The 18864-nt window shown below is 71.2% G+C and carries 20 protein-coding genes and 1 pseudogene; 7 read left to right on the top strand and 14 right to left on the bottom strand.

What is annotated here, in order from left to right; genetic code table 11:
* Positions 1–116: 116 nt before the first annotated feature.
* A complete protein-coding gene (gene msuE / locus ACW9J6_RS18105) occupies positions 117–698 on the bottom strand; it encodes an FMN reductase (RefSeq protein ID WP_457117888.1) in 582 nt (193 codons plus the stop codon).
* A 282-nt stretch (positions 699–980) separates the two neighbouring features.
* Positions 981–1652, bottom strand: a complete 672-nt coding sequence (locus ACW9J6_RS18100; protein WP_457117887.1) for an HAD family hydrolase — start codon at positions 1650–1652, stop codon at positions 981–983.
* A 258-nt stretch (positions 1653–1910) separates the two neighbouring features.
* On the opposite strand from ACW9J6_RS18100, the gene ACW9J6_RS18095 reads away from it, so the two are divergent.
* From ACW9J6_RS18095 to ACW9J6_RS18085, 3 genes and pseudogenes are all read left to right on the top strand, one after another.
* On the top strand, positions 1911–2231 hold the full coding sequence (locus ACW9J6_RS18095; protein ID WP_457117886.1) for a PetM family of cytochrome b6f complex subunit 7: 321 nt from the start codon (positions 1911–1913) through the stop codon (positions 2229–2231).
* Positions 2232–2326: 95 nt separating this feature from the next.
* Positions 2327–2992 (top strand): peptide-methionine (S)-S-oxide reductase MsrA, encoded by a 666-nt coding sequence (msrA, locus tag ACW9J6_RS18090; RefSeq protein WP_457117885.1) that lies wholly within the window; start codon positions 2327–2329, stop codon positions 2990–2992.
* Between the two features lie 101 nt (positions 2993–3093).
* Positions 3094–3857, top strand: a pseudogene (locus ACW9J6_RS18085) (class I SAM-dependent methyltransferase); the annotation flags it as partial.
* 66 nt (positions 3858–3923) lie between these two features.
* Here the strand turns inward: ACW9J6_RS18085 and mepA are convergent.
* A complete protein-coding gene (gene mepA, locus ACW9J6_RS18080) occupies positions 3924–4859 on the bottom strand; it encodes a penicillin-insensitive murein endopeptidase (RefSeq protein WP_457117884.1) in 936 nt (311 codons plus the stop codon).
* A 157-nt stretch (positions 4860–5016) separates the two neighbouring features.
* On the opposite strand from mepA, the gene ACW9J6_RS18075 reads away from it, so the two are divergent.
* The gene (locus ACW9J6_RS18075; protein WP_457117957.1) at positions 5017–5391 is read left to right on the top strand and encodes a PRC-barrel domain-containing protein; all 375 of its coding nucleotides are present in this window, start codon (positions 5017–5019) and stop codon (positions 5389–5391) included.
* A gap of 199 nt (positions 5392–5590) precedes the next feature.
* Here the strand turns inward: ACW9J6_RS18075 and ACW9J6_RS18070 are convergent, their stop codons facing one another.
* The 6 genes from ACW9J6_RS18070 to ACW9J6_RS18045 form a co-directional block, all read right to left on the bottom strand.
* Positions 5591–5842, bottom strand: coding sequence for a hypothetical protein (locus ACW9J6_RS18070; protein ID WP_457117883.1), 252 nt, complete (start codon positions 5840–5842; stop codon positions 5591–5593).
* A 332-nt stretch (positions 5843–6174) separates the two neighbouring features.
* The gene (locus ACW9J6_RS18065; protein ID WP_457117882.1) at positions 6175–6534 is read right to left on the bottom strand and encodes a hypothetical protein; all 360 of its coding nucleotides are present in this window, start codon (positions 6532–6534) and stop codon (positions 6175–6177) included.
* Complete coding sequence (locus ACW9J6_RS18060) at positions 6531–6944, bottom strand: EVE domain-containing protein (protein ID WP_457117881.1); 414 nt, start codon at positions 6942–6944, stop codon at positions 6531–6533. The genes ACW9J6_RS18065 and ACW9J6_RS18060 overlap by 4 nt, the downstream gene beginning before the upstream one ends.
* A 41-nt stretch (positions 6945–6985) precedes the next feature.
* Positions 6986–7447 (bottom strand): opioid growth factor receptor-related protein, encoded by a 462-nt coding sequence (locus ACW9J6_RS18055; RefSeq protein ID WP_457117880.1) that lies wholly within the window; start codon positions 7445–7447, stop codon positions 6986–6988.
* Positions 7444–8385 carry a site-specific tyrosine recombinase XerD gene (locus ACW9J6_RS18050; protein ID WP_457117879.1) on the bottom strand — a complete coding sequence of 314 codons (942 nt, stop codon included), beginning with the start codon at positions 8383–8385 and terminating at the stop codon, positions 7444–7446. The genes ACW9J6_RS18055 and ACW9J6_RS18050 overlap by 4 nt, the downstream gene beginning before the upstream one ends.
* Before the next feature lie 4 nt (positions 8386–8389).
* A complete protein-coding gene (locus tag ACW9J6_RS18045; RefSeq protein ID WP_457117878.1) occupies positions 8390–8542 on the bottom strand; it encodes a histidine kinase in 153 nt (50 codons plus the stop codon).
* A 220-nt stretch (positions 8543–8762) separates the two neighbouring features.
* Between ACW9J6_RS18045 and ACW9J6_RS18040 the strand changes: the two genes are divergently transcribed.
* The 3 genes from ACW9J6_RS18040 to ACW9J6_RS18030 all read left to right on the top strand — a co-directional run bounded on the left by ACW9J6_RS18040 (position 8763) and on the right by ACW9J6_RS18030 (position 11652).
* Positions 8763–9368, top strand: coding sequence for a shikimate kinase (locus ACW9J6_RS18040; RefSeq protein ID WP_457117877.1), 606 nt, complete (start codon positions 8763–8765; stop codon positions 9366–9368).
* The gene (gene aroB / locus ACW9J6_RS18035) at positions 9365–10477 is read left to right on the top strand and encodes a 3-dehydroquinate synthase (protein ID WP_457117876.1); all 1113 of its coding nucleotides are present in this window, start codon (positions 9365–9367) and stop codon (positions 10475–10477) included. The genes ACW9J6_RS18040 and aroB overlap by 4 nt, the downstream gene beginning before the upstream one ends.
* Before the next feature lie 221 nt (positions 10478–10698).
* Positions 10699–11652: a hypothetical protein gene (locus tag ACW9J6_RS18030; RefSeq protein ID WP_457117875.1), complete on the top strand. Its 954-nt coding sequence runs from the start codon at positions 10699–10701 to the stop codon at positions 11650–11652.
* Between the two features lie 127 nt (positions 11653–11779).
* Here ACW9J6_RS18030 and lpdA read toward each other — a convergent pair whose 3' ends face one another.
* From lpdA to ACW9J6_RS18005, 5 genes are all read right to left on the bottom strand, one after another.
* Entirely contained in the window at positions 11780–13180 is a 1401-nt protein-coding gene (gene lpdA / locus ACW9J6_RS18025) for a dihydrolipoyl dehydrogenase (RefSeq protein ID WP_457117874.1), read from the bottom strand.
* 72 nt (positions 13181–13252) lie between these two features.
* Complete coding sequence (locus ACW9J6_RS18020; protein WP_457117873.1) at positions 13253–13996, bottom strand: SDR family oxidoreductase; 744 nt, start codon at positions 13994–13996, stop codon at positions 13253–13255.
* A gap of 225 nt (positions 13997–14221) precedes the next feature.
* A complete protein-coding gene (gene odhB / locus ACW9J6_RS18015; RefSeq protein WP_457117872.1) occupies positions 14222–15487 on the bottom strand; it encodes a 2-oxoglutarate dehydrogenase complex dihydrolipoyllysine-residue succinyltransferase in 1266 nt (421 codons plus the stop codon).
* Between the two features lie 31 nt (positions 15488–15518).
* Complete coding sequence (locus ACW9J6_RS18010; protein WP_457117871.1) at positions 15519–15749, bottom strand: hypothetical protein; 231 nt, start codon at positions 15747–15749, stop codon at positions 15519–15521.
* A gap of 13 nt (positions 15750–15762) precedes the next feature.
* Positions 15763–18723: a 2-oxoglutarate dehydrogenase E1 component gene (locus ACW9J6_RS18005; protein WP_457117870.1), complete on the bottom strand. Its 2961-nt coding sequence runs from the start codon at positions 18721–18723 to the stop codon at positions 15763–15765.
* Positions 18724–18864 lie beyond the last annotated feature (141 nt).

Genomic DNA, 18864 nt, shown 5'->3' with positions numbered 1-18864 from the left:
TGGCCGCGCGATGATTTGGCCTCGCGACGAGGCGGGCCCGGGAACGGCGCTGCGCGACGGCGATGTCTCCCTCGATCGCGCCTTCGACGGCCCGGTCGGGCAGGTGGGCGGCGGCGCTACAGCACCGCCGCGGCGGGCGGCTGGGCGCGGGCGCGGCGGGCCGCCTCGGCGGCGTCGAGAATGTGGGCCAGTTCGGTCGCGGCGGCCGCGACCCGGGCGGCGACCCGCGGATCGACCACGGCCCCGTCGCGGATCTCGCTCTCGCCCGCGTAGACCGCGGTCGGCGCGACATGCGCCGTGAAGAAGCCGAAGAGCGGCCGGAGCTGGTGTTCGACCATCAGGGCGTGGCGGGGACCGCCGCCCGTCGCGGCGATCACCACCGGCTTGCCGGCCAGCGCCTCGGGGGCCAGGAAGTCGATGACGTGCTTGAAGAGACCCGAATAGGAGCCCTTGTAGACGGGGGAGCCCATGATCAGCCCGTCCGCCCCCTCGATCGCCTCCACGAGGCGCGCGGCGGGGAGCGGCAGGGCGTCGCGGCTCGTCGCGCCGAGGCCCGGCCCGGCATCGACGAGGTCCAAGACCTTCAGGTCGATGCGCCGCTGCCGGGCGAGTTCCGCCGCGATGGCCTCGACCAGCACCCGCGTGCGCGACGGGCGGCCGGTATTGCCGGAGAAGGCGACGATGCGGGGAAGTCTCACGGCGTGGCTCCGTTCGCCGGCGCGACCCGGCCCAGTCAGGACATGCTCGGTCGGGCTCCAGGGTAACCCGGCCCGGCCCGTCGGGTTCGGCGAAGATCCACCCTCGCGCGCCGCCGCGATCCCGCTGCGGCCTCATGCCATCACGGCGGCCGCGCCCGCCGTCAAGCCTCGTTCCGGAGCGTTGGCGAGATGGTGATCGGCCCTGGTTAAGTCAATCGGAACACACAGCCCACCCGTCATCGGCATGGCGAATGCCAGCTTACGGTCCCGCCGAAACTGTCCTCACGCCCCGATCAGCGCGGGCAGGCGGCGGAAATCGTCGAAGACGAGGGCGGCGCCCGCGGCGGAAAGCGCGGCGGCGGCGCGGTCGTGGCGCCAGTGGCCGCCGCCCGCGAAGCCCAGCACCCGCATGCCCGCCGCCCGGGCCGCCGTCACGCCCGGCACGCTGTCCTCGACGACGAGGCAGGCCGTGGGCGCCACCCCCATCCGCTCGGCCGCGTACAGGAACAGGTCGGGGTGCGGCTTGCCCCGCGCCACCATGCTGGCGCTGAAGACGTGGCCCTCGAAGAGCGGGAGCAGGCCGGTCAGGGTGAGCGCGTGGGCGAGGCGCGCGGGATCGCTGCTCGACGCGACGCAGCGCCGGCCGTCCAGGTCCGCCAGCACCTCGGCCACGCCCGCGATCGCCGCGAGGTCCCGCTCGAAGGCGCGCAGCGTGTCGGCCCGGACCTCCTCCACGAAGCCCGCGGGCGCCGTCACCCCGTAATCGGCCTCCACATGGGCCATGATCGAGGTCATGCTGGTGCCGGTGAAGCGGCGGGCCACCGTGTCGAGGTCGATCGGCACGCCGATCCGGTTGAGATTGTCGGTGAGGAGCGCGAGGCTGATCGGCTCGCTGTCGATCAGGACACCGTCGCAATCGAAGATCACCAGGTCCGGCCGCGTCGCGCCCGCCATGCCCGCTCCCGTGGCCCGCATCCCGGGCTGCCCCTCGCACGCGCCTCCGGCGGGATCAAGACCCGCCTCCGGATCCGGATCCGCTGCAACCGAGGCAGCGCCGCCGCCTGCGGGCCGGCCGCCGGACCGAAAGGCAGCATCCGCGGGGCGGCCTTCGTGGCGACGGTGTCGGCGACCCGACGCGGCCCCGCCCGATCCCCCGCTTGCGCACCGCCCGGTGGGATTCTACTGCGGGCGCACGCCAGACGTGAGCCGCGCATGATCCGCTTCCTGGCCCGCGTCGTCGGGCTCCTCCTCCTCGCCGCGGGCTTCGTCGGCTGCGTCTATGACGGGGCGCGCTCGATCGCCAACAACACGCTCCTCGTCACCTCGGTGAGCGACGTGGCCCTCGCCCTGCTGAAGGACCGCGCGGCGAGCCTCCAGGCGGCGGCCGAAGGCAGCCAGCCGGCCCTGTGGAAGATGCTGGGCCTGCCCCTCACCCTGTCGCCCGCCGCCCCCATCGCTCTCGCCCTCGGGCTCGCGCTCCTGTGGCTGGGCCAGCCGGCGCGGGCCCGCATCGGGACGCTGGTGCGACCCTGACGCGCCGGGCGCGCGCCTGGAGGAGCGGCGCGCGCGTCACCATATGGCTCGCGTCGACGAATCCCGCGTTGCGACACCCGAGACGGAGCGAGCCGATGCTGTTCTTCCGCAAGCGCGCCGAGATGCCGGCTCCGGACCAGGTCCTGCCGGGCCGCCCGGCCGCGATCCCGACCGCCGAGCGCCATTTCGTGAACGGCCGCCCGCTGAAGGGCCCCTATCCGGACGGCGTCGAGACGGCGGTGTTCGGGCTCGGCTGCTTCTGGGGCGCGGAGCGGAAGTTCTGGCAACTCGGCGACGGGATCTGGGTGACCGCCGTCGGCTACGCCGCCGGCACGACCCCGAACCCGACCTACGAGGAGGTCTGCAGCGGGCTCACCGGCCACAACGAGGTGGTGCTGGTCGCCTACGACCCGGCGCTGATGCCGTTCGGCGAGCTCCTGAAGACCTTCTGGGAGAGCCACGACCCGACCCAGGGCATGCGCCAGGGCAACGACGTCGGCACGCAGTACCGCTCGGGCCTCTACGTGGCGGATCCGGAGCGGCGCGCCGAGGCCGAGGCCTCCCGCGACGCCTACGCGGCGGCGCTCAGGGCGCAGGGCTACGGCCCGATCACCACGGAAATCCGGGAGCCCGGGCCGTTCTACTTCGCCGAGGCGTACCACCAGCAATACCTCGCCAAGAACCCGGCGGGCTATTGCGGGCTCGGCGGCACCGGCGTGTCCTGCCCGATCGGCACGGGCGTGCGCAGCGCCGCGGAGTAGCCGCCTGCAGCCTTGCCCGGCCGGACCGGAATCGGCATTCCCTTGCGGAAGATCGCGCGCCGCAAGGAGGGACGTCGTGGAGCGGATGAGGTACCTTCTCCTGGGAGGGGAATGCCGCGACATGGGCGCGGCATGTCCGCGACGGCTACGACGTCTACCGGGACGCGCTGAACACGCCGGCTTTCCTGGCGATGCTGCCGCCGATGGTCGGCCTGACCGGGCTCGACATCGGCTGCGGCGAGGGCGGCAACACGCGCGCGGTCGCCCGACTCGGCGCCCGGATGCAGGCGGTGGACATCGCGCCGACCTTCATCCGGCATGCGCGGGAGGCAGAGGCAGCGGAGCCCCTCGGGATCGACTACCAGGCCGCCGACGGGACGGACCTGCCCTTCGGCGACGGCAGCTTCGATTTCGCGACCGCCTTCATGTGCCTGATGGACATGGCGGACCAGGCGCGGGCCTTGCGGAGGCGCAGCGGGTCCTGACGCCGGGCGGCTTCCTCCAGTTCTCGATCCTGCACCCCTGCTTCGTGCCGCCCTACCGGAAGGTGCGGCGCGACCCGACCGGCGAGGCCCGCGTCGTCGAGGTGGCGGGCGACTTCGACCGCATCGACGGACGGATCGACACGTGGACCTTCTCCGCACTCCCGCCGGAGGCACGCGCGACGGTGACGCCGTTCCGGATCCCGCGCTTTCACCGGACCTTGAGCGAGTGGGTCGCGTTGATCGGCGCTGCCGGGCTCGTGATCGAGCGGTTCGTCGAACCCTGCGCGGACCCACGGTCGCTTCGCGGAGTCTTGCGCTGGTTTCCGGGTCGCATTCCGCTGACGCTGCATGCGCCCGGAAAAGAGGCGTGGTTGGTGTGACCCTGCAAGACGTTTGACGGCCCCGCGAGCCGCCTTCCCATCGAGGCGGTCGCCGAGCCGCCGGGCTCACCGCGCCTTCAGCACCGCCCGGCAGGCCTCCGGCAGGGCCGCCATCGTCATCGGGGGCTTCGGCTTGCCCTTGGGACCGGGCTTGGGGTTCAGCACCGCGTCGCTGAACCAGTAATCCAGCTCCGAGCCGCAGCCGTCGCCCGCGGGCGGCGGCTCCTGGTCCTTGCAGGACGCCTCCCCGGACGGGCATTCGAGCCGGATATGGAAGTGGTAGTTGTGCCCGTACATCGGCCGCACCTTGGTGAGCCAGCGCCGGTCTAACCCCGCCTCGCGGCAGAGGGCGAGCTTGATCGCCGGGTTCACGAAGATGCGCGCCACCTCCGGCTGCTCGGACACCATCTTGATCAGCCGCCCGTGCTCGGGGCGCCAGACCGCGGGGTCGATGTCGCGCCTGTCGGCACGCACCACGTTCGTCGCCGACATCTCCTCGCGCTCGGCCCGGCTGAGGGTGTGGTCCGGCATCGGCGTCAGCCAGATGTCGGCGTCGAGGCCGAGCTGGTGGGAGGCGTGGCCGGTGAGCATCGGCCCGCCGCGGGGCTGGGACATGTCGCCGACGAGGAGGCCCGACCAGCCGGCCCGCTGCGGCGCCTTGCTGGCGATCCGCTCCAGGAAGGCGATGAGGACGGGGTTTCCCCAGTTCCGGTTGCGCGAGAGGCGCATCACCTGCCAGGTCGGGCCGTCGATCGGCAGCGCCTCCGCGCCGGCGAGGCAGCCGCGGGCGTAGGAGCCGATGGATTGCGGGGCCATCGCCGCCGGGGTGGTGGCGCGCCCGAACAAGGCCTTGGCGGGCGTCGCCGGATCGTCCGGATGGGCGAGGGGCGGCAGCGGCTTCGGGGTCAGCGTGCCCCGGTCCTGGGCGCGGGCGGGCAACCCGGCCAGGGCGGTGAGGGCGAGGGTGAGGGCGAGGGCGAGGGCGAGCGTGCGAGTCGGCATGGGGGCGAGGCTAAACCGCGCCGCGCGTCAACGGAACAGCGGAGAGCCGCGGCGGCGTTCCAGGAACGGCGCGGGCGGGCGCGGCGTTGCCCGGGCAGCCTGGATGGAGAGGAACCCGATGACCACCGTTGCGCCGACCGTGGGCGATCGCTCGGACATGGGCAGCACGTCCACCAACCAGACCAGCCGCCTGATCGCCAGCGACCGGGTCGAGGGCACGGCCGTGCGCCGGCCGAACGGCGACAGCCTTGGGCGGATCGAGCGGCTGATGATCGAGAAGGCGAGCGGCCGGGTCGCCTACGCGGTGATGAGCTTCGGCGGCTTCCTGGGCATGGGCGAGGGCTACCACACGATCCCGTGGGGCGCCCTGCGCTTCAACCCGGAGCTCGACGCCTACGAGATCGACCTCAGCGAGCAGCAGCTCCGCGAGGCGCCTCAGCGCGGGGCGGAGGGGCAGGACCCGTCCACCGACCGTGTCTGGGAGGAGCACGTCCACCGCTACTACAACGCGCAGCCCTACTGGACGGTGTGACCTGCCAGGCCGCGCGCGGCTGTCCGGGGACCATGCGAGGCACGTCTCCCGAGTGGGAGAGGGGCTGGGGGTGGCTCGGGTGAAGCAAGAAGACGGGACCGTGCCGCTGGAAGCGTGACGGTTCAGGTCGATCCTGAACCCGAGCCACCCTGCGCGATCTTCGATCGCCCCTACCCCTCTCCCGCTCGGGCTAAAACATTCACACTTCGCCGGATGAAGCGCGGGTTTCTCCTCTCCCCGCTTGCGGAGCTGCCGTGCACACACAGCATCGAAAAACGCGTATTTTTTCAATAGGATGATCGATCACATCGATCAGATATCGGGCCGACCCGTCATCGCTCATCCGCACGCGCTGCCCGATCGCCTGCATGGCGTCGGAAGGCTCGCCCGACGCAGAGCTGCCTGATGACAGGCAGATGTCACCCAGCCAGGCGGCGGTGACCCACAGCATCAGACCCGGCCGATGGCAACAAACCCGATTCCTCATGCTGAGGGGTGTTGTGCCTTCCAGATCTGTTCAGCCGATGAGCCGGCTACTGAGATGTGTGCACACGGTAGCCGCGTGCGGGGAGAGGGCATGCGCACGAACCGAAGTGTGAATTCGCAAACCCAATCGGGAGAGGGGATCCCGCGCGAACGAGACTGGGGTAGCTATTTGCCGAACTAGCGTTTTCCGGAGACCAAGACGCATTCCGACGGGCGTTGAATTTTCCCGAACATCGGTGCAGCCCGCATGGCGTCCGTTCGAAGCCGGTCTGCGCGGTGACGAACACGGAAAGCCCCTCAGCGCGCCTCCGCCCAGCGGCAGACGCTGCTGTCCTTGATGCGCAGGCACTGGTAGGGCGTCCCGCCGATCGTGACCCGGTCGGCAACCCCCTCGACGCGGTCGGCGGGCGTCATCGCGCAATTGAGATGGTCGCTCTTGGGATCGGCGAAACGGCCCGCCACGGCGGCCGGGTCGCCGTTGGTCTCGCGCAACAGGATGCGCAGGTTGGCGAGCGACAGGCAGGCGACGACGGGCGGCGCCGGCTTCGGGGCGGGCTTGGCGCGCTCGGCCGCCGCGCCCTGCACGGCGAGCAGCAGAACCCCCGCCGCGAGGAGGCCGGCCCGGCGCGCCCATCCTGCGCGGGAGTGCCCGCTCACAGGCCGCCCAGTTCCCGGATCGTCGCCCATTCCGCCTCCGTCACCGGCTGCACCGACAGGCGGGAATTGTTGACGAGCACCATGTTTTCCAAGCGCGGATCCGCCTTGATCGCGTCGAGGGTGACCGGCCGGGGCAGGGCCGCGACGGCCTTGATGTCGACCATGCCGAACTTCCCGCTCTCGTCCGTGTGATCCGGGTAGTAGGGGCGGATCACCTCGACGATGCCGACCACCGCCTTCCCGTCGTTCGAGTGGTAGAAGAAGCCCTGCTCGCCGACCTGCATCGCCTGCAGGTGCTTCTTGGCGAGGTGGTTGCGCACCCCGTTCCAGAACGTGCCGCCCTCCCCCGCCGCCACCTGCTGGTCCCAGGACCAGGTGGACGGCTCGGACTTGAACAGCCAATGCGCCATCGCGGTGGATCTCCCCTCGTGGATCGTGGTCCCGCGCCAGCCTACCCCAGGGCGCGTTGCCAGAACGCGACGCTCTCGCGGTTCACCGGCCGGCCCGCGCCCTCGTCCCGGGCCAGCACGACGGCGAGGAACGCCGCCGCCTCCTCGCGGCCCAGGAGGTCGCGCAGGGCCGTGACGATCCGGGTGATGCGCAGGTGGTTGTGGTCGCGGGGCACGAGCCAGCCGTCGGTCTCTCCGTAGAAGCGCTGCATCCGGTCGCGCGCCGCCCGCAGGCCCGCGAGGGCCGCCGGATCGGCGCGGATCGCCTCGGCCTCGTCCGGGCCGAGCACGGGCGCGTCCGGCACCGCGCGGCTCGCCTCGCGGAGCGGGAAGCACCATTGGATGAAGTCGTGCACCGCCTCGATGCGCAGATCGTCGAAGGCGAGCACGTCGGAGAGGAGGCGCCCGCGCCCGTCGCGGCCCCGGCCCCGGCCCGAGAGGAAGGTGTGGATCGGTCCGGTCATTCGTCCACCAGGGAATCGGCCGAGGGATCGGCCAAGGGATGGAGGTCGCGCACCATGCTCTTGAGGCGCTCGTCGAGCACGTGGGTGTAGATCTGCGTCGTCGCGATGTCCGCGTGGCCGAGGAGTTCCTGCACGACGCGCAGGTCGGCGCCGTTCTGCAGCAGGTGGCTGGCGAAGGCGTGGCGCAGGACGTGCGGGCTCACCCGGTCGGCCCGGATCCCGGCGGCGCCGGCCACCGCCTTCAGGTCGCGGGCGAAGGCCTGCCGGGTGAGGTGCCCGCTCTCGCTGTCGGCGGGAAACAGCCATGGTCCGGGCACGGTCAGGTGGCGCAGATGCGCCGCCATGGCGTCCCGGGCGATGTCGGTGAGCGGAACCAGCCGCTCGCGGCCGCCCTTGCCGCGCACCATCAGGAAGCGCTCCTTCGTGGTCGCGGCGGTGCGCGGCAGCGAGACCAGTTCGGAGACGCGCAGGCCCGTGGCGTAGAGGAGTTCGAGCAGGCAGAGCATGCGCAGGGCGCGGGCCGCCTCGCCGGGGTGGGGCGCCCGCTCCGCCGCCTCCTTGGCGACGGCGAGCAGCCGGTCGACCTCGGCGACGGAGAGCACCTTCGGGAGCGCCTTGGCGCGCTTCGGGCCGGAAACCGGGGCGGTGGGGTCCGCGGGGGCGTAGCCCTCCGCGTAGAGGAAGCGGTGGAAGCCGCGGATGCACGAGAGGCGCCGCGCCGCCGAGGAGGCCTTGAGGCCGCGATCCGCGAGGTCGGCCATGTAGGCCCGCACGGCCGGCGCCGCCACCGCGACCGGGTCGAGCCCCTCCGCGGCGAGGTGGGCGAGGTAATCGTCGAGGTCCCGCCGGTAGGCGGCCAGGGTGTTCGCCGATGCGCCCCGCTCCGCCGCCAGCATGTCGAGATAGGGCTGCATCAGCCCGGCGCGCGCGCCCGCCATCGGCTCACTTGGTCGGGGGCTGGAGCTTCGAACTCGGGATCGTCACGGTGATCTCCCGGGGGGTCGGCTCGACGAAGGTCGCGAGCGCGAACATCGCCGCGACGACGAGCCCGGCCAGGATCGCCACGATGGCCAGGAAACGGAAGAGGGTCGGCACGTCCGGCGGGCCTCGCTGGTGTCGGAGTTGGAAGGTGGCGTGACGGGTCGTTACGGTTGCAGTGCGGCACGGTTCGACCACGCACCCGGTGCCGTGGCAAGGGAGCGGGCGGGGGCCGTGATGGAAACGCGGGCGCTGTTGCGCGGGTGCCGAGGAGCCGCCTCGGCGACCGTATTCGCACGTGTTTCACGCCGCCGGGAAAACAGGCTAAGAACGCCGCATGATTGAGCCTTCTTCCCCGGACGAGACGATCGAGGCCCGCGTGCGCCGCGGGCTCGGCCAGCGCTCGATCGTCCTGGTGGGCCTGATGGGGGCGGGCAAGAGCACGGTCGGCCGCCGCCTCGCCGGGCGGCTCGGCATGATCTTCATGGACGCCGATCACGAGATCGAGGCCGCGGCCGGGCTGACGATCGCGGACATCTTCGCGATCTACGGCGAGACGAGCTTCCGGGACGGCGAGGAGCGGGTGATCGCCCGCCTGCTGCGCGACGGGCCGATGGTGCTGGCGACGGGCGGCGGCGCCTTCATGCGGCCCGAGACGCGCCGCCGCATCGCGGAATCCGGCGTCTCGGTCTGGCTCAAGGCGGAGCTCGACGTGCTGATGCGCCGGGTGCGCAAGCGGCCGAGCCGCCCCCTCCTGCAGAACGAGGATCCCGAAGGAACGATGCGCCGGCTCATGGACATCCGCCACCCGATCTACGGCAGCGCGGACCTGATGGTGCCCTCCCGCGAGGTCTCCCAGGACCGGGTGGTGCAGGACGTGCTCGAAGCCCTCGACGCCTCCTTCCACGGCGACCCGTCGGCGCGGGGCGTCGCCGCCCAATGAGCGCGCCGCGGACGGTCCACGTGCCCCTCGACGGCGGGCGCGCCTACGACATCCTGGTCGGCCGCGGGCTGCTCGCCGAGGTCGGCGCGCGCTGCGCGCAGCTCGGCGCCAAGGCGGTGGCGGTGGTGAGCGACGCCACCGTGGCGGGCCTCTACGGCGGGGCGGTCATGGACGCCCTGCGGCAGGCAGGCCTGCGCGCCGTCATGATCACGGTGCCGCCGGGCGAGGGCTCGAAGAGCTACGCCTGCCTCACGGAGGTCTGCGACGCGCTCCTCGCCCACCGGGTCGAGCGGCGCGACCTCGTCCTGGCGCTGGGCGGCGGCGTGGTCGGGGATCTGGCGGGCTTCGCGGCGGCCGTGCTGCGGCGGGGCGTGCGCTTCGTCCAGGCGCCGACGAGCCTGCTCGCGCAGGTGGATTCCTCGGTTGGCGGCAAGACCGGCATCAACTCGCCCCACGGCAAGAACCTGATCGGCGCCTTCCACCAGCCGAGCCTGGTCCTCGCCGACACCGCCGCCCTCGACACCCTGTCGCCCCGCGAGATGCGGGCCGGGTACGCCGAGGTCGCGAAGTACGGGCTCATCGACGACCCGGACTTCTTCGGCTGGTGCGAGGCCCATTTCGGCGAGATCTTCTCCGGCGGCCCGGCCCGGGAGGAGGCCGTGGCCGCCTGCTGCCGCGCCAAGGCGGGCGTCGTGGTGCGCGACGAGCGGGAGGACGGAGAGCGGGCGCTCCTGAACCTCGGCCACACCTTCGCGCACGCCCTGGAGCGGCTGACGCGCTACGAGTCCAGCCGGCTCGTCCACGGCGAGGCGGTGGCGATCGGGCTCGCGCTGGCCTTCCGCTTCTCGGCCCGGCTCGGCCTCTGCCCGGGCCAGGATGCGGGGCGGGTGGCGAACCACCTCGCGCTCGCCGGCCTGCCCACGACGCTGGCCCAGGTGCCGGGCGGATGTGGGACGGCGGAGGAGATCCTCGACGCCATGCGCCAGGACAAGAAGGTGCGCGATGGCGCCCTGACCTTCATCCTGGCCCGGGGGATCGGGCGGAGTTTCATCGCGCCGGGGATCGACGCGGAGGCGGTGCGCGGGTTCCTGAACGACGAGCTGGGCTGAGCCTGCGGACGCGACACCGCCCCTCACGCGGGACGGATGGCAGCGTGATCTTCACGATGAGTCCGCACGGTCGTGCGGAACAGCGCCGTCGTCCCTTGCAGGATGAGGGGGCGACGTTTAGGGCCAGTCTCGGTCCTTGCCGACACATCCGTCAGTCTTCCGGGACCTGACCACCCCCAAACGCCGTTGCGTCACGCCGGTCGTCGGCCCAAGGATGTCCCATGCTCCGCTCTCCGGCACGCGCCATCGTCGCGTCCCTTCTCGTTGTTGAAGCCGCGGCCCCTGCCCGCGCCGCCGACACGCCCTTCGAGACCGTCAAGGGCTGGGAGGTCGAGCGAACGGACGGCAAGTACGGTTCTGATACCTGTGTGATGAGCCACGTGTACAAGGACATGGAGGACGGCGGCGCCGCCAACGGCATCGTCTTCACCCTCAGCGGCAGCGACGTGCGTCTCGCGCTCGTCTACGAGAAGTGGGCGTGGGACAAGAAGGAGACGGTGAAGGCGCCGCTCAGCCTCGACAAGAAGGTCTATGCGCCCAAGGCGACCTGGATCGGCGACGGAGCCACCCTGGTCTCGCAGTTTCCCGATGCCATCGTGCCGTTCCTGCTGGCGGCCCGGGAGATCGTCCTGACGTTCGACGACGGCAAGGCCGACTTCAAGATCCCGAACTTCGCCGACGGCTACGAGTCCCTGCGCCGCTGCAACCTCGCCAAACCGACCGCGGCGGCGGCCGTGCCGGCTCCGGCTCCGGCTCCGGCTCCGGCTCCGGCTCCGGCTCCGGCTGGCGGCTACGTCGTGACGACGATCGGCGAGGGCAAGGACTTCGCCGGCTGCATGGCCGTCAACGAGTCCGCCGGGCTCTCCCTGGTGGGCGTCGGCCAGTCCGTCGGGCTGATCGCCCACGCGGCCAAGTTTCCCATCGAGAAGGGATTGGCGGTGAAGGGCCAGTGGAGCGTCGACCAGGGCGCCGCGATCCCGTTCGCCGTCACGGCCGATACGGCGCGGACGGTCAGCCTCGACGTGCCCAGCACCCGCGAGGCCGTGGTCGCACTGACAAGCGGCAAGGCCCTGACCGTCGAGGCCAACGGCATCACCGCCGCGTTCAACCTCGCGGGCATGCACCAAGCCTTCGACCGGCTCGCCACCTGCATGGAGACCAAGAAGGCTCCGTGAGCCGACGGCAGCGTCGGCGGGACCCTCCCCGATCCTGTTCCGCTAGACATCCCTGTCGCGGCCCTGTCCTGGCGGATCGGGGTCGCGATCGGGATGGGCAGGTGCCGGAACGGCGCCTGCCCCCGCCTCACATGTGCAGCGCGCGCTTCTCCACCGCCAGCGCCGCCTCCTTCACCGCCTCGGTAAGGGTCGGGTGCGCGTGGCAGGTGCGGGCGATGTCCTCCGAGGAGGCGCCGAACTCCATCGCCACGGCCACCTCCATGATCAGGTTGCCGGCCTCCGGACCCACGATGTGCACGCCGAGCACCCGGTCGGTCGTGGCATCGGCCAGGACCTTCACGAACCCGTCCGTGGTGTGGTTGACCTTGGCCCGACCGTTCGCCGTGAAGGGGAACTTGCCGGTCTTGTAGGTGATCCCGTCCTTCTTCAGCTCCTCCTCGGACTTGCCGACCGAGGCGACCTCCGGCGTGGTGTAGACCACGTTCGGGATCACGCCGTAATTCACGTGCCCGGCCTTGCCGGCGAGGATCTCCGCCACGGCGACGCCCTCGTCCTCGGCCTTGTGGGCCAGCATCGGCCCGGCGATCACGTCGCCGATGGCGTAGATGCCGGTGACGTTCGTGGCGTAGTGGTTGTCGGTGAGGATCCGGCCCTTGTTGTCGAGCTGGACGCCGACCGTGTCGAGGCCGAGGCCCGCCGTGTAGGGCACGCGCCCGATCGCCACCAGCACCACGTCGGCGTCGAGCGCCTCGCTCTGGCCGCCCGCGGCGGGCTCGACCGTGACCTTGGCGCCCGCGTTGGTCCGCTCGACCCCCGTCACCTTGGAGGAGAGGCGGAACTTGACGCCCTGCTTCTCCAGGATGCGCTGGAACTGCTTGCCGACCTCGCCGTCCATGCCCGGCAGGATGCGGTCGAGATACTCGACCACCGTCACCTCGGCGCCGAGGCGCCGCCACACCGAGCCGAGTTCGAGGCCGATCACGCCCGCGCCGATGATCAGCAGCTTGCCGGGCACCGCCTTGAGGTCGAGGGCGCCGGTCGAGGAGACCACGACCTCCTCGTCGATGGTCACGCCCGGCAGGTTCGCCACGTCGGACCCGGTCGCGATGACGATGTTCTTCGTCTCCAGCAGGTGATTGCCGCCGTCCTCGGCGGTGACCTCGACGCGGCCGGCGCCGGCGAGGCGCCCGACGCCCTGGAAGGTCTCGACGCCGTTCTTCTTGAGCAGGTAGGCGACGCCCTTGGTGTTGCCGTCGACGCCCTCCTGCTTGAAGGCCATCATCTTCGCGAGGTCGAGCTGCGGCTCACCCACCGTGATGCCGAGCGCCGGCAGGTGCTTCGTGGTCTCCTCGAACGCCTCGGAGGCGTGCAGCAGGGCCTTCGAGGGGATGCAGCCGACGTTGAGGCAGGTGCCGCCGTGGGTGGGTCGCTTCTCCACGACGGCGGTCTTCAGGCCGAGCTGCGCGGCCCGCAGGGCGCAGACGTAGCCGCCGGGACCGGTGCCGATGACGACGAGATCGTAGGACATGGTCGTGAACCCGCATGTGGGCCGGCGGCGCCGCGGGCACCGGGCCGGCATCGATGGAAAGGAATGAGAAAATCAGCGGCCGCCCGAGACCGTCACGATGGTGCCGGTCGTGTAGGAGGCCTCGTCCGAGAGGAGCCAGAGGATCGGCGCGGCGATCTCCTCGGCGGTGCCGACGCGCCGCATCGGCACCGAGGGGGCGAGCCGGTGCGCCCGGTCGGGCTGGCCGCCGCTCGCGTGGATCTCGGTGTCGATCAGGCCGGGCGCCAGGGCGTTCACCCGGATGCCCTCCTCGGCGACCTCGATCGCGAGGCCGGTCGTGAAGGTGTCGATGGCGCCCTTCGAGGCCGCGTAGTCCACGTACTGGTTGGGCGCCCCGAGTCGGGCCGCCACCGAGGAGAGGTTGACGATGGCGCCGCCGCTCCCGCCATGCTTCGTCGACATCCGCTTCACCGCTTGGGCCGCGCAGAGGAAGGAGCCGACGATGTTGGTGGTCATCATCCGGGTGAGGCGGGCAGCGTCCATGTCCTCGACGCGGGCCGGGTAGTCGACCACGCCGGCATTGTTGACGAGCCCGCCGAGCGGCCCGAGCGTGTCGGCCGCCTGGAACAGCGCGATCACGTCGGCCTCGACCGCGACGTCGCTGCGCACCGCCAGCGCCGTGCCACCCCCGGCCTCGATCTCGCGCACCACCGCCTCGGCGGCCTCGGCCTTCGCCACGTAGGAGAGGCAGACGCGCCAGCCCCGCCGCGCTGCGAGCAGGCACACCGCCCGCCCGATGCCGCGGCTGCCCCCGGTGACGACCAAGACCTTGTCCATCGTGCGCCGTCCTTCGCTCTCCCACGGCCGTGGTTCGGCCGCGCGGGATCCCCTCTCCCGAACGGGAGAGGGGATGGGGTGAGGGTTCGGATGGTTCAGCAAGAAATGAACCGTGCCGCTCCCGGCACGGCCGTTCAGCCCTGGTGCGGCACGGTCCGGGGCCCTCACCCCTGCCCCTCTCCCGCTCGGGAGTGGGGTTAGCCGCCGCGCCGCCCGAAAACCGTCTCAGAGATCCAGCACGAGCCGCGCCGGGTCCTCCAGGGCCTCCTTGACCCGCACCAGGAAGGTCACGGCCTCCTTCCCGTCCACGATCCGGTGATCGTAGGACAGGGCGAGGTACATCATCGGCCGCGCCTCGATCTTGCCGCCCCGCACCACCGGCCGCTCCTCGATGCGGTGCATGCCGAGGATGCCCGATTGCGGCGCGTTGAGGATCGGCGTCGACATCAGCGAGCCGTAGATGCCGCCATTGGTGATCGTGAAGGTGCCGCCCTGCATCTCATCGATCGACAGCTTGCCGTCGCGCGCCTTGCGGCCGAAATTCGCGATCGTCTTCTCGACGCCGGCGATCGACAAATTGTCGGCGTCGCGCACCACCGGCACGACCAGGCCCTTGTCGGTCCCGACCGCGATGCCGATGTGGTAATAGTTCTTGTAGACGATGTCCTGGCCATCGATCTCGGCGTTCACCGCCGGCACGTCCTTCAGGGCCTGGATCACCGCCTTGGTGAAGAAGCCCATGAAGCCGAGCTTCGTGCCGTGCTTCTTCTCGAACACGTCCTTGTACTGCTGGCGCAGGGCCATGACGGCGCCCATGTCGACGTCGTTGAACGTCGTCAGCATGGCCGCGATGTTCTGCGCGTCCTTGAGGCGCCGGGCGATGGTCTGCCGCAGCTTGGTCATCCGCACGCGCTCCTCGCGCGCGGCATCGTCCGCCGAGGAAGGGGCCCGGGCGACCTGCGGCAGGGGGGCCGGGGCGGGCGCCGCGGCGCCGGAGGCGGCCGCCGCCAGCATGTCGCCCTTGGTCACGCGGCCGTCCTTGCCGCTGCCCTGCAGGCTGCCGGGGTTGACGCCGGTCTCCTGGGCGAGGCGGGCCACGGCCGGGCCGTGGTCCTGAGTCGGGCGGGCACCCGCCGGGGCCGCATCGCCGTGCGTGCCGTAGGAGGCCGAGGAGGTCTGGGCCGGGGCGGCCGCGGGTGCCGGCCCCGCCGGCGCGGCCGCCTTGGGGGCGGGCTCGGCGGCGCCGTTGCCGGCGCCCTCGACGATCGAGCCGAGGAGCGCGCCCGGCTCCACCGTCTCGCCGTCCTTGGCGACGATGTCGCCGAGCTTGCCCGCGGCGGGGGCGTTGACCTCGAGGGTCACCTTGTCGGTCTCGAGTTCCACCAGGGGCTCGTCGGCCTTCACGGTGTCGCCGGGCTTCTTGAACCAGCGGCCGATCGTGGCCTCGTTGACGGATTCGCCCAGGGTCGGGACGCGGATTTCGGTGGCCATGGCATCGCGCCCCGCGGGGGGCGCCTCCTTGTCAGTCGGCGGTGGAAGGGGGGGCCGCAGCGCGCCCGGGGTGGAGCCGCGGCGGCGGATGGATCTCGGTGCCGGACGCCGAGCCCGGCCGGCCCGGGTCGGCGTCCAGGAAGGCTCGCGCCCGCGCCGCCTCGGCGGCCTGCGCCTGCACGGCGCGCGCCTCCGCGGGCGTCAGGCCCCCCGGCACCGAGGCCCGGGGGGCGATCAGCCCGCGGAAGAAGGTCGCCGCCATCGGCCGAACCTCGTCAGACCGCCAGGGCCTCGTTGAGGAAGGCCTGGAGCTGGGCGAGGTGCTTCGACATCAGGCCGGCGGCCGTCGAGGCCGAGGCCGGGCGCCCGATGTAGCGCGGGCGCTTGTTGGAGGCGCCGGCCTGGTTGAGCACCCATTCGAGATAGGGCTCGACGAAGGTCCAGGACCCCATGTTCTTGGGCTCCTCCTGGCACCAGACCACCTCGGCGTTGCGGAACCGCGACACCTCGCCGGCCAGCGACTTCAGCGGGAACGGGTAGAGCTGCTCGACGCGCATCAGGTAGACGTCGTTGACGCCCCGCTTCTCGCGCTCCTCGAACAGGTCGTAGTAGACCTTGCCCGAGCAGAGCACGACGCGGCGGATCTTGTCGTCCTTGACGAGCTTGACGCCGTCCGAGCTCTTCTCGGCATCGTCCCACAGCACCCGGTGGAAGCTCGATCCATCGGTGAAATCGTCGAGGCGCGACACCGCCCGCTTGTGGCGCAGCAGCGACTTCGGGGTCATCAGGACGAGCGGCTTGCGGAAGTCGCGCTTCAGCTGCCGGCGCAGGATGTGGAAGTAGTTCGCCGGAGTCGTGCAGTTGGCGACCTGCATGTTGTCCTCGGCGCAGAGCTGGAGGTAGCGCTCCAGCCGGGCCGAGGAATGCTCCGGCCCCTGGCCCTCGTAGCCGTGGGGCAGCAGCATCACGAGGCCCGACATGCGCAGCCACTTGCGCTCGCCCGAGGAGATGAACTGGTCGATCACCACCTGGGCGCCGTTGGCGAAGTCGCCGAACTGCGCTTCCCAGAGCACCAGCGCGTTCGGCTCGGCCAGGGAGTAGCCGTACTCGAAGCCGAGCACCGCCTCCTCCGAGAGCATCGAGTTGATGACCTCGTAGCGGGCTTGGCCCTCGCGGATGTGGTTGAGGGGCGTGTAGCGCTCCTCGTTCTCCTGGTCGATCAGCACCGAGTGGCGCTGAGAGAAGGTGCCGCGCTCCACGTCCTGGCCCGAGAGCCGGACCCGGTGGTTCTCCAGCAGCAGCGAGCCGAAGGCCAGCGCCTCGGCGGTCGCCCAGTCGATTCCCTCGCCGGTCTCGATCGCCCTGGCGCGGTTGTCGAGGAAGCGCTGGATCGTGCGGTGGACGTGGAAGTTCGCCGGCACGCTGGTGATGCGCCCCGCGATCTCGCGCAGGGTCTCGACCGGCACGCCGGTGCGGCCGCGGCGCGGATCGTCCTCGTCCTCGCGCACCGACTTCAGGCCCGACCAGCGGCCGTCGAGCCAGTCCGCCTTGTTGGCCTTGTAGGCGTTGGCGATCTCGAACTCGCTGTCGAGGGTGGCGCGGAACTCCGCCTTGCGGGCCTCCAGGTCGGTCTCCTTGACGGCCCCGGCCTCGACCAGGCGCTTGGAGTAGATCTCCAGCGTCGAGGGGTGCTTGCGGATGATCTGGTACATCTTCGGCTGCGTGAACGCCGGCTCGTCACCCTCGTTGTGACCGAAGCGGCGGTAGCACAGCATGTCGATCACGACCGGCTTGTGGAACTTCTGCCGGTACTCGGTCGCCACCTTGGCGGCGAAGACCACGGATTCGGGATCGTCGCCGTTGCAGTGGAAGATCGGCGCCTCGACCATCTTCGCCACGTCGGACGGGTAGGGCGAGGAGCGCGAGAAGCGCGGGTCGGTGGTGAAGCCGATCTGGTTGTTGATGATGAAGTGGATCGAGCCGCCGGTGCGGTGGCCCTTCAGGCCCGACAGGCCGAGGCACTCCGCCACCACGCCCTGGCCCGCGAAGGCCGCGTCGCCGTGGATGAGGAGCGGCAGCACCGTGGTGCGCTCGTCGGGGGCGTCGTTGTGCTGGTCCTGCTTGGCGCGGACCTTCCCCAGCACCACCGGGTCGACGATCTCCAGGTGCGACGGGTTGGCGGTCAGCGACAGGTGGACGTCGTTCCCGTCGAAGGTCCGGTCGCTCGACGCACCCAGATGGTACTTGACGTCGCCCGAGCCCTCGACCTCCGCCGGCGAGGCCGAGCCGCCCTTGAACTCGTGGAAGATCGCCCGGAACGGCTTGCCCATCACGGTGGCGAGCACGTTCAGCCGGCCGCGATGGGCCATGCCGATCACGATCTCCTTCACGCCGAGCGCACCGCCGCGCTTGATGATCTGCTCCAGCGCCGGGACCATCGCCTCCGAGCCGTCGAGGCCGAAGCGCTTCGTGCCCGTGTACTTGAGGTCGAGGAACTTCTCGAAGCCCTCGGCCTCGATCAGCTTGTTGAGGATCGCCCGGCGGCCCTGCTCGGTGAAGGAGATCTCCTTGTCCTTGCCCTCGATGCGCTCCTGGATCCAGGCCTTCTCCTCGGGGTCGGAGATGTGCATGAACTCGACGCCGAGCGTCTGGCAGTAGGTGCGCTCCAGGATCGCCACGATCTCGCGGATCGTGGAGAATTCGAGCCCCAGCACGTTGTCGAGGAAGATCGGGCGATCCCAATCGGCTTCCGTGAACCCGTAATGCTGCGGGTGCAGTTCCTCGTGGTCGCCGCGCGGCTGCAGGCCGAGCGGGTCGAGCTTGGCGTGCAGGTGGCCGCGCATGCGGTAGGCGCGGATCAGCATGATCGCGCGCACGGAATCCTTCGTCGCCTGCTGCACGTCGGCGGGCGCCGCCGGGGGGCCCTTGGCCTCGGAGCGGGCCTTGATCTTGTCGCCGACCGCCTTCTCCAGGACCGACCAGTTGCCGTCCAGCGCCGAGACCAGTTCGCCGTTGGCGGCCACCGGCCAGTTCGGCTTCGTCCAGGACGCCCCTTCGGCGTTCTTGACGACGATCGCCTTCTCCTCCTTCAGGCCGGCGAAGAACCGCTGCCACTCCGGATCGACGGAGTTCGGGTCCTTCGTGTAGGCGGCGTAGAGCTCCTCGATGTAGGCGGCGTTCGCCCCGTAGAGGAAGGAGGTCCCGAGAAGGGTTTCGTTCGCGTCCTGGCGTGCCATGGCGTCTGTCTACCCGCGGTTCTGGGCTCGGTCGGGCTCCCGGGGGAGCGGGCGAGCGGCCCGTCCGGGCTGCGTTCGAGGGAATGCAGCCCCGATATGGGATCCGGTTGGCGGCCCCGCGCAGGGCTCAGCCATGCGCGG

The sequence above is a fragment of the Methylobacterium sp. JK268 genome, assembly GCF_054052225.1.
Note: the sequence above shows the minus strand (reverse complement) of the source record. Positions and strands in the feature narration are given on the sequence as shown.

What these genes read in the sequence shown, in the direction of transcription:
- ACW9J6_RS18095 (WP_457117886.1), top strand. Translation starts at nt 1,911, where the DNA reads ATGATCCGCTTCCTGGCCCGCGTCGTCGGGCTCCTCCTCCTCGCCGCG.
- mepA (WP_457117884.1), bottom strand. Translation starts at nt 4,859, where the DNA reads ATGCCGACTCGCACGCTCGCCCTCGCCCTCGCCCTCACCCTCGCCCTC.
- ACW9J6_RS18005 (WP_457117870.1), bottom strand. Translation starts at nt 18,723, where the DNA reads ATGGCACGCCAGGACGCGAACGAAACCCTTCTCGGGACCTCCTTCCTC.
- ACW9J6_RS18100 (WP_457117887.1), bottom strand. Translation starts at nt 1,652, where the DNA reads ATGGCGGGCGCGACGCGGCCGGACCTGGTGATCTTCGATTGCGACGGT.
- msrA (WP_457117885.1), top strand. Translation starts at nt 2,327, where the DNA reads ATGCTGTTCTTCCGCAAGCGCGCCGAGATGCCGGCTCCGGACCAGGTC.
- ACW9J6_RS18040 (WP_457117877.1), top strand. Translation starts at nt 8,763, where the DNA reads ATGATTGAGCCTTCTTCCCCGGACGAGACGATCGAGGCCCGCGTGCGC.
- ACW9J6_RS18010 (WP_457117871.1), bottom strand. Translation starts at nt 15,749, where the DNA reads ATGGCGGCGACCTTCTTCCGCGGGCTGATCGCCCCCCGGGCCTCGGTG.
- ACW9J6_RS18030 (WP_457117875.1), top strand. Translation starts at nt 10,699, where the DNA reads ATGCTCCGCTCTCCGGCACGCGCCATCGTCGCGTCCCTTCTCGTTGTT.
- ACW9J6_RS18020 (WP_457117873.1), bottom strand. Translation starts at nt 13,996, where the DNA reads ATGGACAAGGTCTTGGTCGTCACCGGGGGCAGCCGCGGCATCGGGCGG.
- ACW9J6_RS18050 (WP_457117879.1), bottom strand. Translation starts at nt 8,385, where the DNA reads ATGGCGGGCGCGCGCGCCGGGCTGATGCAGCCCTATCTCGACATGCTG.
- aroB (WP_457117876.1), top strand. Translation starts at nt 9,365, where the DNA reads ATGAGCGCGCCGCGGACGGTCCACGTGCCCCTCGACGGCGGGCGCGCC.
- ACW9J6_RS18075 (WP_457117957.1), top strand. Translation starts at nt 5,017, where the DNA reads ATGGGCAGCACGTCCACCAACCAGACCAGCCGCCTGATCGCCAGCGAC.
- ACW9J6_RS18055 (WP_457117880.1), bottom strand. Translation starts at nt 7,447, where the DNA reads ATGACCGGACCGATCCACACCTTCCTCTCGGGCCGGGGCCGGGGCCGC.
- odhB (WP_457117872.1), bottom strand. Translation starts at nt 15,487, where the DNA reads ATGGCCACCGAAATCCGCGTCCCGACCCTGGGCGAATCCGTCAACGAG.
- ACW9J6_RS18070 (WP_457117883.1), bottom strand. Translation starts at nt 5,842, where the DNA reads ATGCTGTGGGTCACCGCCGCCTGGCTGGGTGACATCTGCCTGTCATCA.
- ACW9J6_RS18060 (WP_457117881.1), bottom strand. Translation starts at nt 6,944, where the DNA reads ATGGCGCATTGGCTGTTCAAGTCCGAGCCGTCCACCTGGTCCTGGGAC.
- lpdA (WP_457117874.1), bottom strand. Translation starts at nt 13,180, where the DNA reads ATGTCCTACGATCTCGTCGTCATCGGCACCGGTCCCGGCGGCTACGTC.